The 13,206-nt window shown below is 41.8% G+C and carries 14 protein-coding genes; 6 read left to right on the plus strand and 8 right to left on the minus strand.

Annotated features, from left to right (window positions below; genetic code table 11):
- Nucleotides 1-1,005, minus strand: a complete 1,005-nt coding sequence (gene murB, locus V7S74_RS08435; protein ID WP_406778317.1) for a UDP-N-acetylmuramate dehydrogenase — start codon at nucleotides 1,003-1,005, stop codon at nucleotides 1-3.
- 1 nt (nucleotide 1,006) lies between these two features.
- Entirely contained in the window at nucleotides 1,007-1,735 is a 729-nt protein-coding gene (locus V7S74_RS08440; RefSeq protein ID WP_406778318.1) for an ABC transporter ATP-binding protein, read from the minus strand.
- 64 nt (nucleotides 1,736-1,799) lie between these two features.
- Between V7S74_RS08440 and V7S74_RS08445 the strand changes: the two genes are divergently transcribed.
- A complete protein-coding gene (locus V7S74_RS08445) occupies nucleotides 1,800-2,702 on the plus strand; it encodes a prohibitin family protein (protein WP_406778319.1) in 903 nt (300 codons plus the stop codon).
- 17 nt (nucleotides 2,703-2,719) lie between these two features.
- Here the strand turns inward: V7S74_RS08445 and V7S74_RS08450 are convergent, their stop codons facing one another.
- Complete coding sequence (locus V7S74_RS08450; RefSeq protein ID WP_406778320.1) at nucleotides 2,720-3,931, minus strand: bifunctional 3,4-dihydroxy-2-butanone-4-phosphate synthase/GTP cyclohydrolase II; 1,212 nt, start codon at nucleotides 3,929-3,931, stop codon at nucleotides 2,720-2,722.
- Between the two features lie 51 nt (nucleotides 3,932-3,982).
- Between V7S74_RS08450 and V7S74_RS08455 the strand changes: the two genes are divergently transcribed.
- Entirely contained in the window at nucleotides 3,983-4,690 is a 708-nt protein-coding gene (locus V7S74_RS08455; protein WP_406778321.1) for an ABC transporter ATP-binding protein, read from the plus strand.
- Here V7S74_RS08455 and V7S74_RS08460 read toward each other — a convergent pair.
- The 3 genes from V7S74_RS08460 to V7S74_RS08470 are packed head-to-tail and all read right to left on the minus strand — an operon-like array spanning nucleotide 4,671 to nucleotide 7,592.
- Nucleotides 4,671-5,450 carry an amidohydrolase gene (locus tag V7S74_RS08460; protein ID WP_406778322.1) on the minus strand — a complete coding sequence of 260 codons (780 nt, stop codon included), beginning with the start codon at nucleotides 5,448-5,450 and terminating at the stop codon, nucleotides 4,671-4,673. The genes V7S74_RS08455 and V7S74_RS08460 overlap by 20 nt on opposite strands.
- 11 nt (nucleotides 5,451-5,461) lie before the next feature.
- Nucleotides 5,462-6,832 (minus strand): DUF4270 family protein, encoded by a 1,371-nt coding sequence (locus tag V7S74_RS08465; RefSeq protein WP_406778323.1) that lies wholly within the window; start codon nucleotides 6,830-6,832, stop codon nucleotides 5,462-5,464.
- Complete coding sequence (locus tag V7S74_RS08470) at nucleotides 6,783-7,592, minus strand: glycogen/starch synthase (RefSeq protein WP_406778324.1); 810 nt, start codon at nucleotides 7,590-7,592, stop codon at nucleotides 6,783-6,785. Before V7S74_RS08470 ends, V7S74_RS08465 begins: the two co-directional genes overlap by 50 nt.
- Nucleotides 7,593-7,716: 124 nt before the next feature.
- On the opposite strand from V7S74_RS08470, the gene V7S74_RS08475 reads away from it, so the two are divergent.
- Genes V7S74_RS08475 through V7S74_RS08485 form a run of 3 tightly spaced genes read left to right on the plus strand, consistent with a single transcriptional unit; the run spans nucleotide 7,717 to nucleotide 9,854 of the window.
- On the plus strand, nucleotides 7,717-8,700 hold the full coding sequence (locus V7S74_RS08475) for a lysylphosphatidylglycerol synthase transmembrane domain-containing protein (RefSeq protein ID WP_406778325.1): 984 nt from the start codon (nucleotides 7,717-7,719) through the stop codon (nucleotides 8,698-8,700).
- Nucleotides 8,684-9,169, plus strand: coding sequence for an adenylyltransferase/cytidyltransferase family protein (locus V7S74_RS08480; protein WP_406778326.1), 486 nt, complete (start codon nucleotides 8,684-8,686; stop codon nucleotides 9,167-9,169). Before V7S74_RS08475 ends, V7S74_RS08480 begins: the two co-directional genes overlap by 17 nt.
- Nucleotides 9,170-9,173: 4 nt before the next feature.
- Nucleotides 9,174-9,854 carry a zinc metallopeptidase gene (locus tag V7S74_RS08485; protein WP_406778327.1) on the plus strand — a complete coding sequence of 227 codons (681 nt, stop codon included), beginning with the start codon at nucleotides 9,174-9,176 and terminating at the stop codon, nucleotides 9,852-9,854.
- Between the two features lie 165 nt (nucleotides 9,855-10,019).
- Here V7S74_RS08485 and V7S74_RS08490 read toward each other — a convergent pair whose 3' ends face one another.
- On the minus strand, nucleotides 10,020-11,744 hold the full coding sequence (locus V7S74_RS08490; protein WP_406778328.1) for an amino acid permease: 1,725 nt from the start codon (nucleotides 11,742-11,744) through the stop codon (nucleotides 10,020-10,022).
- 84 nt (nucleotides 11,745-11,828) lie between these two features.
- On the opposite strand from V7S74_RS08490, the gene V7S74_RS08495 reads away from it, so the two are divergent.
- Complete coding sequence (locus V7S74_RS08495; protein ID WP_406778329.1) at nucleotides 11,829-12,833, plus strand: glycosyltransferase family 2 protein; 1,005 nt, start codon at nucleotides 11,829-11,831, stop codon at nucleotides 12,831-12,833.
- Here V7S74_RS08495 and V7S74_RS08500 read toward each other — a convergent pair.
- Nucleotides 12,830-13,051, minus strand: coding sequence for a PspC domain-containing protein (locus V7S74_RS08500; protein ID WP_130895222.1), 222 nt, complete (start codon nucleotides 13,049-13,051; stop codon nucleotides 12,830-12,832). The genes V7S74_RS08495 and V7S74_RS08500 overlap by 4 nt on opposite strands.
- Between the last annotated feature and the right edge of the window lie 155 nt (nucleotides 13,052-13,206).

The raw sequence follows: 13,206 nt of genomic DNA on the forward strand, positions 1-13,206 counted from the left end.
TTATAAAATATTTACTTCGGTCTCTAAAACGACCCCGAAAGTGTCTAAAATCGATTTCTTTATTTCTTCTGATAAGGCCAAAATCTCCTCACCCTTTGCCTCCCCATAATTTACTAAAACGAGGGCTTGCTTTGCATGCACCCCTGCATCTCCTCTTCTAAATCCTTTCCATCCGGCCTTTTCAATAAACCACCCGGCTGGGAATTTTACGTCAGAACTTCCTTCCACTGGATAATGTGGGATACCTGGATTTTCTGAAATAAGTCGAGCCGCCTCTGAGGCCGAAACGGTTGGATTTTTAAAGAAGCTACCTGAATTACCGATCTCTTTCGGATCTGGCAATTTACTTTGGCGTATTTCAATAACGGCATCTGCGACCTCTCGTATAGATGGCTGGCTAATTCCTTTGGCTGCTAATACCTCCTGAATCGCGCCATAGGAAGTTTTCACAGAAGGTTTCTTCGCTAATTTAAATGTAACTGAGCTGATTAGGTATTGACCCTTTCCTGCGCGCTTAAAGAAACTTTCACGGTAACCAAATGCACAGGCTTTGGCATCAAAAACCTCCATCTCCAAGGTCTTTAAATTAAGCGCCTCTAATGACTCAAACGTATCCTTAATTTCAACACCATAAGCACCGATATTCTGCATCGGTGCAGCGCCCACGGTACCTGGAATTAAAGAAAGATTCTCTAAACCTGACCAAGCTCTATCTACCGTAAATTGCACAAATTCATCCCAAACAACCCCTGCACCTCCTTTTACCCACACAAAATCGGCATCCTCTTGCACGATTGAAATCCCTGGGATGGAAATTTTCACCACCAAAGCCTCCTGGTTTTTGGTCAATAATACATTACTTCCTCCGCCTAAAAACAGGTGAGGCAAGTTTGAATAATCTCCTTTCTGACGCAGTGAAACGTATTCTTCCACCGAACTAATCTCTACGAATTGACTAGCTGCCGCCTCAATCCCAAACGTATTATACTTACGTAGAGAAAACATATTAAAATAATTTAGTTGATAAAAACTCCTCTAAAGCGGGAACGCCAGACTGATGAAAGGATTCTGAATTCCCTTCCCAAATCTTTTTTCCTTCCTTCAAGAATATAATCGACTCGCCCATACGCATCACCGAATTCATATCGTGTGAAATAACGACCGTCGTCATGTTGTATTCCTGCGTAATCTCTTGAATCAAATAATCGATTTTAACGGCTGTTAAGGGATCTAAACCGGAATTTGGTTCATCGCAAAAAAGATACTTAGGATTCATTACGATGGCTCGAGCAATGCCTACCCGTTTCTTCATCCCACCTGAAATCTCAGATGGCATAAGTAAAGCCGCATTTTCTAAACCCACTCGCTGCAAACAAAGCATCGCTTGCTCATTCTTTTCGTCTAATGGCATCGAACTCAGCGTATCTAAGGGGAAACGCACATTTTCTAACACCGATTTCGAGTCAAAAAGAGCACCTCCTTGAAATAGAACGCCCATTTCACGGCGAATCTCCTTCACTACATCGGGATGAGCCGTCAAGAAATCACGTCCATCATAGAGCACTTTGCCCTGTTCAGGTACCAAAATCCCGATCATACATTTCAACAGAACAGACTTACCCGTTCCGCTACCACCGATGACCATATTCGTCTTTCCTTGTTGGAAATTCGCACTAATGTCATCGAGTACCACACGACCGTTAAAAGATTTTGATAAACCCTTGATTTCAATCATATTCAAAATTAGGGATTATTGAATACTTTATGATAAATTTGACCACATTTAAATCTAAAAAAATATGTTTTTCATCTTCTTAGGGATTCTCTTATTTGTCGCAGGAAATGCGATCTCAAATCCCAACCTGGTATTCTCGAAATACAGCAAATCATTAAAAGTCGTAGGGGGTGTTTTTGCCATCCTTGGATTAACCAGTTCAGCCGTAAAACAAGTAGATGCGGGTGAAGTTGGGGTCCAAAGCGTCTTTGGAAAAGTTCAACCCACCACCTTAAACAGTGGTCTTAATTTTGTTAACCCATTAGCTAAGATCGTGGTATTCGATGCGAAAACACAGAATTACACAATGTCTAGCGTTCACGATGAGGGAGACAAGCAAGGCGACGATGCCATCCGCGTTTTAACCGCAGATGGTCTTGAAGTAGTGGTTGATTTAACTGTATTGTTCCGCATCATCCCTTCGGAGGCACCTCGCGTTCTACGTGAAATAGGTGAAGATTATAAAGACAAGGTAGTTCGACCTATCACACGTACCATGATTCGCGATAATGCTGTTTATTACGACGCTGTAGCGCTTTATTCCTTAAAGCGTAATGAATTTCAACAACGAATCTACCAAGATATCGAAAAGAATTTCAAGAAAAGAGGCTTGGTTTTAGAGCAGTTATTAATTCGTAATATCAACCTACCTACTTCTGTGAAGACCACGATTGAGTCGAAAATCAATGCAGAACAAGATGCTCAAAAGATGCAATTCGTCTTACAAAAGGAGAAGCAAGAGGCAGAGAGAAAGCGGGTTGAGGCACAAGGTATTGCCGATTACCAAAAGATTTTATCGACCGGCTTAAGTGATAAGCAATTGCAGTATGAGTCTATTATTGCCCAAAAAGAATTAGCCAAGTCCCCTAACGCAAAAGTGATCATTATGGGTGGCAAAAGCGCCCCAATCATTCTAGGGAATCAATAAAAGAAAGGCGCGCGATTCTAGCGAATCGCGTGCCCCATTTTATCTCTTTTCGTTTCTAAATATTTCTTATTGTGTGGATTTGCTGGAATTTCAATTCCAATCGAATCGACAATTTCTAATCCATAGCCCATTAGTCCGGCTCTTTTCTTTGGATTATTTGAGATCAACCTGATTTTATGCACGCCTAAATCACGCAAGATTTGCGCTCCTACGCCATAATCACGTTCATCCATGGCAAAGCCTAATTCCAAATTCGCTTCCACCGTATCACGGCCTTGCTCTTGCAGTTTATAGGCTTTTAATTTATTGATTAAACCGATGCCGCGGCCTTCTTGGAACATATACAAAATAACGCCCTTGCCTTCTTTCTCTACCATTTCCATGGCTGCATGCAATTGCTCGCCACAATCACAACGACAAGAACCAAAAATATCCCCCGTCACGCAAGAACTGTGAACGCGAACCATCACCGGCTCGTCCTTCTCCCAGCTTCCTTTGATCAAAGCTAAATGCGTATCTCCCGTATTAATTTGCTTGAAAGCCACTAATTCAAAAGATCCCCATTCGGTAGGCATATTCACACCGATCTCGCGTTTGATCAAAGATTCTTTCGCTAACCGGTATTCAATCAAATCTTTTATCGTCACTAACTTCAAATCGAACTTATCCGCAATGACGCGTAGATCTGGCAAACGTGCCATGCTTCCATCTTCGTTCAAGATTTCGATCAATACTCCAGAGGGTTTAAAGCCCGCCAGGCGTGCAAAATCCATCGATGCTTCCGTGTGACCAGTTCGACGCAAAACGCCTTCTGAACGCGATTTTAAGGGGAAAATATGGCCAGGTCGACCTAAATCTGCCGGCTGAGTAGCAGGATCCACTAGGGCTTGTATGGTTTTGGCCCGATCTTGAGCGGAAATACCCGTGGTGCAACCATTCCCTAATAAGTCGACTGAAACGGTGAAAGGTGTTTCGTGCGAAGTGGTGTTTTGATTCACCATCATCTCAAGACCTAAAGCCTGACAACGTTCGTCTGTTAAAGAAACACACATTAAACCGCGCGCTTCCTTAATCATAAAGTTCACAATCTCAGGCGTAATTGCCTCTGAAGCACAAATCATATCGCCTTCATTTTCCCGATCTTCATCGTCAGCGACAATAATAATTTTACCTTGGCGAATATCTTCCAAGGCATCTTCAATACGATCTAAGCGAATTTTATCTAGCATTTTTTAGGCATTTGAATCAGGAACACAAAGTTACACGAAATAATTCCCTTTTTGACTACCTTTGTCAATATGTTCATCGAGGTAAAAAATCTAAGCAAAAACTACGGGAATCAAAGCGCTGTCGTTGATGTAAGTTTTCGTTTGGAGCCAGGTGAAATTGTTGGTTTTTTAGGGCCAAACGGAGCGGGAAAGTCGACTACCTTAAAAATGCTTTTAGGGCTTATTCAGCCCTCTTCAGGCAGTGTCCTTATCGACCATAAAGACCCACAAGCACATTCGATTGAGCTTAAAAAACAGATCGGCTATTTAGCTGAAAATAATCCCTTGTATGCTGAGATGTATGTTCGGGAGTTTTTGGCCTTCATCGGTAAAATCCATCAAATCCCGCAACTGGAAGCTCGGGTACAAGAAGTGATTGAATGGGTAGGTCTCCAAAAAGAGGCGCACAAAAAAATACAAGAACTTTCGAAAGGATATCAACAACGTGTTGGTATTGCCCTCGCGATCATTCACAATCCGCGCATTTTGATTTTGGATGAGCCTACCAGTGGATTAGATCCGAATCAACGGGATGAAATCAGGGATTTGATTAAAAGCCTTCAAAAAGACCGTATCATTCTTTTCTCCAGCCATATTTTATCCGAAGTCGAGGCCATTTGCGATCGCGTTTTACTTATTCACCAAGGAAAGCTAGTGAGCGATAGTCCGATGAAGGAAATTATAGATTTGGAGAAATTCTTTAAAGAGAAGACAAACTAAAGGAGTCTGCATCCAAGTGAGCCGGGAATTTCGCCCGGAAATCAGCTAATTCCGAGGCAGACAATTCAGCCGTCAAAATCTGATCTTCCGCTTTTAAATCAAGCGCTAAACCTCCCTTGAAATCAACAAGCAACGAATCACCCGCATAGGCTAAGTCATTCGCATCTGCTCCTACCCGATTCACTCCTATCACATAGGCTAAATTTTCGATTGCTCTTGCCTGCAAAAGTGTTCTCCAGGCATTCGCCCGTGGCGCAGGCCAATTAGCTACATAAATAGCCGCATCATAAGCCATATCGACGTTTCTAGACCACACGGGGAATCGTAAATCATAGCAAATAAATAGCGCTAATTTCCAACCTTTGTAGGATACGATAACCTGTTGGTCTCCGGCTTGATAGAACTTATGCTCCCCACCCATGCGAAAAAGATGTCGCTTGTCATAGGCCGCGAAGGATCCTGAAGGTTCTACCGCATAAAGTCGATTGTAAAAAGAAGATCCTTGTTTTACTTTTAAAGAACCCACGACTAAGGCCCCCAGGCGATTTGCCTGCAATTGCATCCATTGAAGCGCTGGGCCTCTACCCATTTCGGCCCCCGATTCGGCCATCGAAAAACCCGTGGCAAACATTTCAGGAAGAACGATTACGTCCGTTTTACCTGCTAGAATAGCTAGCTTTTCCTCTAATTGCGCACAATTAGCAGTGGGATTTTCCCAAACTAAATCGGTTTGAACTAAGCTTACCCGTAGATTCGCCATTATGCCGGTATTTATTTGGCAATATAAGAATAATAGATTTTCAAACGAGCCTTCATTGCTTGTAAGGGCACAAAGCGTGCACTCTCATTGATGATTCTCGTATTACCCGCTGAATTAGAGGTCAAGGCTGGGGTAATTAACCAACCCAAATTAGCTTGCTTACCCACTAAAAGCGATTGCATCGCGGTAGTCACATTGAACGTATACGTTTTCGAAGCTGGATCAATGGCCGCCGTTAAGACACTCCCACCGCCTTCTGATAACAAATATTTCAACCCGTAACTATTTCGCAAGGTACGATTCGTGGCATTCGTTTCAACAATAGAAAGTTGACCAATCGTTTGCTGTAAATCGATATTATCAGCTGCTGTCAGAACTAATTCTGCCTTGTTCACCGCTACATTACGATTCCCTTTCAAGTTCAACAAATAAGGAAACTCCACTTTCGTCGCTACTCCAGTTCCTGCTTGGATATAGGTTAATCCACTAGTATTAGTAGAAGAAACAATATTTCCAGGGTTTTGCAAGGCACTTAAGGCGCCGGATTTAGTGGACTTAATTTGATTGAAACGAGCTAATAACTCCGGTAAAATCGCATTGGAAAGACTAAAATAGTAATCCATACTGTAGCTTGTCGTTTCTCCAGGATTGTGGAAATACAACGTCATTCTTGAATAACCCGGATTAAAACCAAGCAAAGCAGCCGGTGAACTAGAAGTTGATTTAAACAACATACCTGGAAAAAAATCTCTAAACCCTTTACCACCAGCGGCTACTGTTGTCTCCGCATATTTACTCAACAATTCACGACCAAAGGTATCTGACATCCTGAAACGAAGCGTATCGTATCGAACAGAATCTCCATTCATCGCTTTTGTTCGGATAGGTCGCGGAGCAAAGGTATGACGCCCTAAAATAGCCGCATCTGAACGAATCGTAGAGTTTGCAAAATAATCAGTTCCTCTGCTTAAACTATCCAATAAACGGTATACGCTTAAAGTTTGAGTCTTCGTAGTATCCCCTTGGTAACCTGAATACGCTAAACGTAAAGTGAGTGAATCATACACCGAAGTTGCTTTCGCGAATAAGGTATCGATGCTGGAAACCTGCGTAAAAACCGCAGATTCAGCTAATCCGAGTACTGGATGATTGTAATTTCCCACTAACATGGTGCTAGGAGAACCTGTATAGATAGAATCAATCAGAACTGATGACGATTTAACCGTTAACGTATCTGAATAATTCAAACCCACCTCCACGCTAAACAAATCGTCGCCGATTTCTTTAGGTGTATCACAGGATGCAAGGAATAAGGAAAGAATTCCTACCCATTTAATTGCCGGACATTTCCAAGTACGTTTTTTCGAAGAAATCGAGGTCATTATCGGCAATGTTTTGAGAGGTTTTATGTTGATATTCATCAATAATCGATTGGATACGGGTATTATCCGCATTTTCTAAAGAAACTATTTTGTCAGCATACTCTGCACCTATCTTAATAAATGCTTCGTAATTTCCACCGACTAAGCTACCTAAGTGTGCTTCGTCTAAATCTCCGATCTTTACTTTTTCGATCAGATCGTCTGCTTCAAACGTAAAATCAAAAGCAGAATTGTGTGGCGAGAAAATTGTTTTCGAATCCTTGTAAATCGGGTGATTTTGGTAATGCGTTGAAATATACAAAGGCACTAAACTAGACATCCAATCATTACAGTGAATGATATCGGGTGCCCAACCTAACTTCACTACCGTCTCTAATGCTCCTTTGCAGAAGAAAATTGCACGCTCGTGATTGTCCGCATAAAATGCGCCTTCCTTATCGTTAAGCACATATTTACGTTGGTAATAATCTTCGTTATCAATGAAGTATACTTGTAATTTCGCAGCTGGAATACTCGCTACTTTAATGGTCAAAGGCTTTTCTTCCTCTCCCATTGGAATGGTAATACCTGAAAGACGAACAACTTCGTGCAATCGGTTTTTACGCTCATTGATCGAACCGAATCGCGGCACTAAAATTCTAATTTCCATCCCTCTCTCCTGCATAGCTGTAGGAAGGGCACGAACGAAATCAGCAATTTTAGACGTGTTTTGAAAAGGATCTACCTCACTTGAAACGTAAAGAATACGTAATTTGGCCATTCTAATTTGATTACTAGGGGCAAAATACCCCAAAAAACATTGCAAAAATACAAAAAAATAATCGGATTATCACCATCATTATACAATGAAAGGTCTTTAATTTGCGATCTGATTTACAAACAAGATGCTCAAGTCGATAATAAAATACCTTATTTCAAGTTTATTAGCAGCTGGTTTGTTGTATTGGGCTTTTTCCAAAAGCCAATTGCATTGGAATGATATCCTTCAGACCTTCCAGCAAGCCGATTATAATTGGGTAGCTGTATCCGTTGTGATTGCCATCCTTTCACACCTGTTGCGCGCCTTGCGCTGGGAGCAACTTCTAAGCGCCATGTCTTATCAGCCTGGCACGGTACGCACATTTTCTGCTGTATTAATCGGCTACTTTGCGAATTTTCTCGTCCCCCGTTTAGGCGAAGTATCGCGTTGTGGTTCATTGAAAAAGACGGCAGACATCCCGTTTGAGGAATCTTTTGGCACCGTAATCACTGAAAGAATTGTTGACTTGATCAGTCTAGTCGTTTTAGTCGGAATTACCTTCTTATTCGAATGGGAACCGCTCCAAAAAAGCCTTTTCCCTACCTTGCATTTGCCATCAGGAACGCTAATTATCGCCGCTTCAGTACTTGGATTAATTGGATTAGGGGTACTTTGGAAGTTCAAAGATTTCCTTCAAAATATCGGCGAGGAATCCAAAATCGGCAAAATGCTCCTAGGCTGGATCGCCGGAATCGGTAGCATTCGAAACCTAGCTGCTCCCGGAAAATTCATCGGCTACAGCGTTGGAATTTGGCTGTGTTATTACTTGAGCACCTATACCCTATTTTTAGCCTTCCCCATCAGCGAAAACCTAGGCCTTAGCGCCGCATTAACTGTTTTAGTGATGGGAACTTTCGGGATGGCCACTCCTACCCAAGGAGGCATAGGCGCCTACCACAGCTTAGTGGCATCCGCTTTCGTTTTCTATTCCCTAGCCTACAAAGACGGATTTATGCTGGCTACCTTTTTCCACGGAACTCAAATGATCACCCTCTTGTTATTAGGGGGATTTAGTTTTATACTTACTTTATTTTTACCCAAAATTTCGTCTCGTGTCGAACAGAACTGAACATAAAATAGTCACGCTATCTGAAGCTATTGAGCGTCGCAAAGCCTGGAAAAAGGACGGAGACAAAGTCGTTTTCACCAATGGTTGCTTCGATATTTTGCATTTAGGACATGTGGACTATTTGGAAAAATCGAGCGAATTTGGCACCCAAATGATCGTCGCGGTTAACTCTGACGCCTCTGTTCGTACCCTTGAAAAAGGAGTCGAGAGACCCGTTAATTCAGAATATGCTCGAGCACGCCTGATCGCGGCTTTGGGTTTTGTTTCGAAGGTGATTATTTTCGGGGAGTCGACCCCCTTAGAACTCATTCAGGCATTGACTCCTGATGTGCTAGTAAAGGGTGATGATTATACGATTGAGACGATTGTAGGGGCCAAAGAAGTAATCGCCGCTGGCGGGGAAGTAAAAACCATCGCGCTAGTGCCAGACTATTCAACCACCAAAATCATTCAAAAACTTAAACAATAATTCTATGTATTTCATTGCCATTATTTTCGGGGTCGCAGGTATGCTTATCTCTTGGCGACTAAAATCAAAGTTCAAAACCTATTCCCAAACGCCTTTGCAAAGCAATTTATCTGGACAAGAAATTGCTGCCCAGATGTTAGCAGACCACGGAATCTCAGATGTACAAATCATTTCGGTAGAAGGCCAGTTAACCGACCACTACAATCCAGCTAACAGAACCGTAAATTTAAGTGCGGATGTGTACCACGGCCGAAACGCCGCTGCCGCTGCGGTTGCTGCCCACGAATGTGGTCACGCAGTCCAACACGCAAGAGCTTATTCTTTCCTACAGTTCCGTAGCGCCATGGTGCCCATGCTAAGCATCGCTAACGGATTTATGCCCATCTTATTAATGATAGGTATGTTCGCCCTGTATTCTACGGGAAACTCTACCCTATTAGCGATCGGCGTTGCCCTATTTGCTATGGCTACCCTATTTAGCTTTGTTACTTTACCAGTCGAATTCGATGCTTCGAACAGAGCATTAAACTGGATCAAAGAAAAAGGAATCGTTACGCCTGCAGAATATGCGATGTCGAAAGATGCGCTTTGGTGGGCAGCAATGACCTATGTGGTGGCTGCCTTGGGTATGCTAGCGCAGTTGCTTTATTATTTGAATTTGTTGAATGGGAGACGAAATGATTAATCATTTCTTATAAAGCATAAAGAATAAAGCACAAAAAATAAAGAAGGTTGTTGCTTCGCAACGATTTGTGAAATGTGTTTCTTAATCATAAAAAATGGGCTGAAAATTCAGCCCATTTTTTATTCCAACTTTATAATTTATTCTTTATGCTTTATGCTTTGAATGTTAAGCTTTCAGCTTAAAATTCAATTTCGACTTCCTATAACTATACCCAAAATAAATCAACACACCTGCCAAGCACCAATACATAAATCGCTCCCAGTTCGTGGCGCCCATTTGAGTCATCAAATATAAGTTAACCAACAAACCTAAAACAGGGATCAGAGACAATTTCTTTGTCACACTGAAAAAGGCCATCACTGCCCAGATTAGAAAGAATCCGGCCATGATTACGTGATCCGCTTTTGCTTCGCCCGAATATAATCCCTGAAGCCATTCGCCCAGATTTACACCAGAATTTACGATTAAAACAAGAGCTAAAATTAAGGATAAACCTACATAATAGCTTGAGTTAATGTAAGGGATCTTGAATTTGGATTTCTTCTGATTCTCTGGGTCTAGATCTAGCACTAACACACCCCCGCAAACTAAAACGAAAGCGAATAAAGTACCAATGGAGCTCAAATTAATCACCTCTTCTAGGTTCGCAAACAAGGCAGGAACACCGACTAGGACTCCGGTCATGATGGTGGAGAACGAAGGAGTGCGGTATTTAGGGTGAATGCGGGAGAAGGCTTTTGGCAATAAACCATCGCGTGACATGGTCATCCAGATGCGTGGCTGGCCTAATTGATACACTAATAAAGCTGAAGTTAAAGCGATTACAGCACTAGCTGCAACGATTCCGGCTACTCCTGGCAAGCCTACTTGCATAAACATGAAGGCCAAAGGATCCTCAATCCCCGCTAAATTTCCGGACGGCACAATGCCCGTCAAAACCAACGTCACTAATACGTATAAAACCGTGCAAATGATCAAGGCATACATCATGGCTTTGGGAATATCCCGCTGCGGATTCTTACACTCTTCTGCTGTCGTAGAAATCGAGTCGAATCCGATATAAGCAAAACAAACGGCTGCCACACTTTTCAAAACACCAGAGATTCCATTGGGCGCAAAGGGCGTCCAGTTCTCTACCTGCACATAAAAGGCCCCTACACCAACGACTATCATAATCACTAAAAGCTTTAATACCACGAGAATATTGTTCGTGTTTTTCGACTCCTTGATACCGATATATACTAAATACGTGATGGCTACTGTGATTAAAAGAGCTGGGATATTTGCCACAAAATGCCAGCCAAATATGGTCGGAGCCGATAGATAGGCCGTGTAACCTTCTCGTAAATTCACTGACAAAGCTTCAAATTTCTGACCTGAGGCTAATGCGGAATTCGTTTCGGTGAAGGCTCTTTTGGCAGATAAATAATCCATCGTCATGAACTCAGGCACATGAATTCCTAATCCTTCTAATAGATCCACAAAGTATTTAGACCAGGAAATAGCCACGGCCACGTTCGAAATGGCGTATTCTAAAAGCAAATTCCAGCCCAAAATCCAAGCAACAATCTCCCCTAAACTCGTATAAGCATAGGTATAAGCACTACCAGAAATAGGCACTGTGGCTGCAAAACGGGCATAACAGAAGGCTGTAAACATACAGGCCATCGCCGTAAAAACAAATAACATGGAAACGGCAGGGCCTCCATTCGCTGAGGCTTGACCGATCGCAGAGAAAATACTAGCACCGATAATGGCAGCCACCCCCATGAAGGTTAGGTCACGCACTCCCAGGTTGCGATCCATGGAATTACCCTCTAAACTTTCGATCTCTAATTGATCTGAAATAATTTTATCGATGGATTTCTTGCGAAAAAAGCTGGACCACATAGGTTATCAAATTGTTATGAAGGAACAAAAATACATCTTTCTGAAAGAAATTCTAATTTGATTGTTTTCGATTACCTTTGTGGCATGTCTGTCGCCGTCGTCATTTTGAATTATAATGGTCGGAAATTCCTCGCTAATTTCTTGCCCATCGTATTGGAAAACACTCCCGATGCAACTATTTATGTGGCTGACAATGGTTCCAAAGACGATTCCTTACATTTATTAGCCACTTCATTTCCTCAGGTATCAGTAATTTCTTGGGCAGAAAATCTAGGTTATGCGGGAGGTTATAATTATGCATTAGGCCAAATCAAAGCCGACTATTATGTCTTGATGAATTCAGACATAGCCCCACGCAAAGGCTGGCTTGCCCCTTTATTGGCGCATTTTGAAGCGAATCCTTTACTAGGTGCAGCTCAACCCTATCTTTTAGATTATCAAAAATCGGAGTATTTTGAATATGCAGGCGCTGCAGGTGGGTATTGGGATAGTTATGGTTATCCTTTTTGTCGAGGCCGCCTTTTTGATACACTAGAAAAAAGCGAAGGACAATATGCCACAGCAACCGTTAACTGGGCAACTGGCGCATGTTTAATGGTTCGTGCAGATGTTTACCAAAAAGTAGGTGGATTAGATGCCTATTTATTCGCACACATGGAGGAAATCGATTTATGCTGGAGAATGCAGAGGGCAGGATATACCATTGCTGCGGTAGCTGAGAGCGAGGTATTGCACGTAGGCGGAGGAACTCTGAACAAAGAAAACCCTTTCAAAACCTATTTGAATTTCCGTAACAACCTGATTTTACTTTACAAAAACCTAGAACCCTCACAGCGCTTCTTCACTATCTTCTTTCGTATGATCTTTGATGGAATTGCTGGAATCAAGTTCTTAACAGAGGGTAAATTTTCTTCCTTCACGGCTATCCTGAAGGCACATTACGGATTTTACGTCTACCTGTTTTCTGTAAAAGAAAAACACAACTTACCCGCTGACCTACAAAAAATATGGCCTCAGAGCTACCAAGGCAGCATTTTAAAAGCCTATTTCTTACAAGGCAAAAAGAAATTCAATCAACTGAAATTTTAAATATCCCAAACACTTGGGTTATTTCTTTGACGTAGATAGCGACGGATATTCATCCAAAAGGCTAAAATCAAATAAATAATGACCGGGGAACCCATCGTGATAAACGAGGTATAAATGAAGTACAACCGAATGCTACTAGTGGAGATTTTAAACTTCTCTCCCAAGTGAGTACAAACGCCAAATGCCTGATTCTCAACAAAAAATTTCAGTTTTTCCATAGTGAGCTGATTGAAGAAACAAATTTAGTCAATATTAAACGTATTTTACTTATTATCAAAATAATTATATAAAAAATAATTATTATTACATTAATTTTTTAAAAAATGGAATATTTATTTGAAAAGTCTTGCATGCAATTCTTTTTTCTCTACAT

The sequence above is a fragment of the Aquirufa novilacunae genome, assembly GCF_045310505.1.
GTDB classification, from domain to species: Bacteria; Bacteroidota; Bacteroidia; order Cytophagales; family Spirosomataceae; genus Aquirufa; species Aquirufa novilacunae.

Coding starts and splice junctions, on each gene's coding strand:
- murB (WP_406778317.1), bottom strand. CDS start 1,005: ATGTTTTCTCTACGTAAGTATAATACGTTTGGGATTGAGGCGGCAGCT.
- V7S74_RS08440 (WP_406778318.1), bottom strand. CDS start 1,735: ATGATTGAAATCAAGGGTTTATCAAAATCTTTTAACGGTCGTGTGGTA.
- V7S74_RS08445 (WP_406778319.1), top strand. CDS start 1,800: ATGTTTTTCATCTTCTTAGGGATTCTCTTATTTGTCGCAGGAAATGCG.
- V7S74_RS08450 (WP_406778320.1), bottom strand. CDS start 3,931: ATGCTAGATAAAATTCGCTTAGATCGTATTGAAGATGCCTTGGAAGAT.
- V7S74_RS08460 (WP_406778322.1), bottom strand. CDS start 5,450: ATGGCGAATCTACGGGTAAGCTTAGTTCAAACCGATTTAGTTTGGGAA.
- V7S74_RS08465 (WP_406778323.1), bottom strand. CDS start 6,832: ATGACCTCGATTTCTTCGAAAAAACGTACTTGGAAATGTCCGGCAATT.
- V7S74_RS08470 (WP_406778324.1), bottom strand. CDS start 7,592: ATGGCCAAATTACGTATTCTTTACGTTTCAAGTGAGGTAGATCCTTTT.
- V7S74_RS08475 (WP_406778325.1), top strand. CDS start 7,717: ATGCTCAAGTCGATAATAAAATACCTTATTTCAAGTTTATTAGCAGCT.
- V7S74_RS08485 (WP_406778327.1), top strand. CDS start 9,174: ATGTATTTCATTGCCATTATTTTCGGGGTCGCAGGTATGCTTATCTCT.
- V7S74_RS08490 (WP_406778328.1), bottom strand. CDS start 11,744: ATGTGGTCCAGCTTTTTTCGCAAGAAATCCATCGATAAAATTATTTCA.
- V7S74_RS08495 (WP_406778329.1), top strand. CDS start 11,829: ATGTCTGTCGCCGTCGTCATTTTGAATTATAATGGTCGGAAATTCCTC.
- V7S74_RS08500 (WP_130895222.1), bottom strand. CDS start 13,051: ATGGAAAAACTGAAATTTTTTGTTGAGAATCAGGCATTTGGCGTTTGT.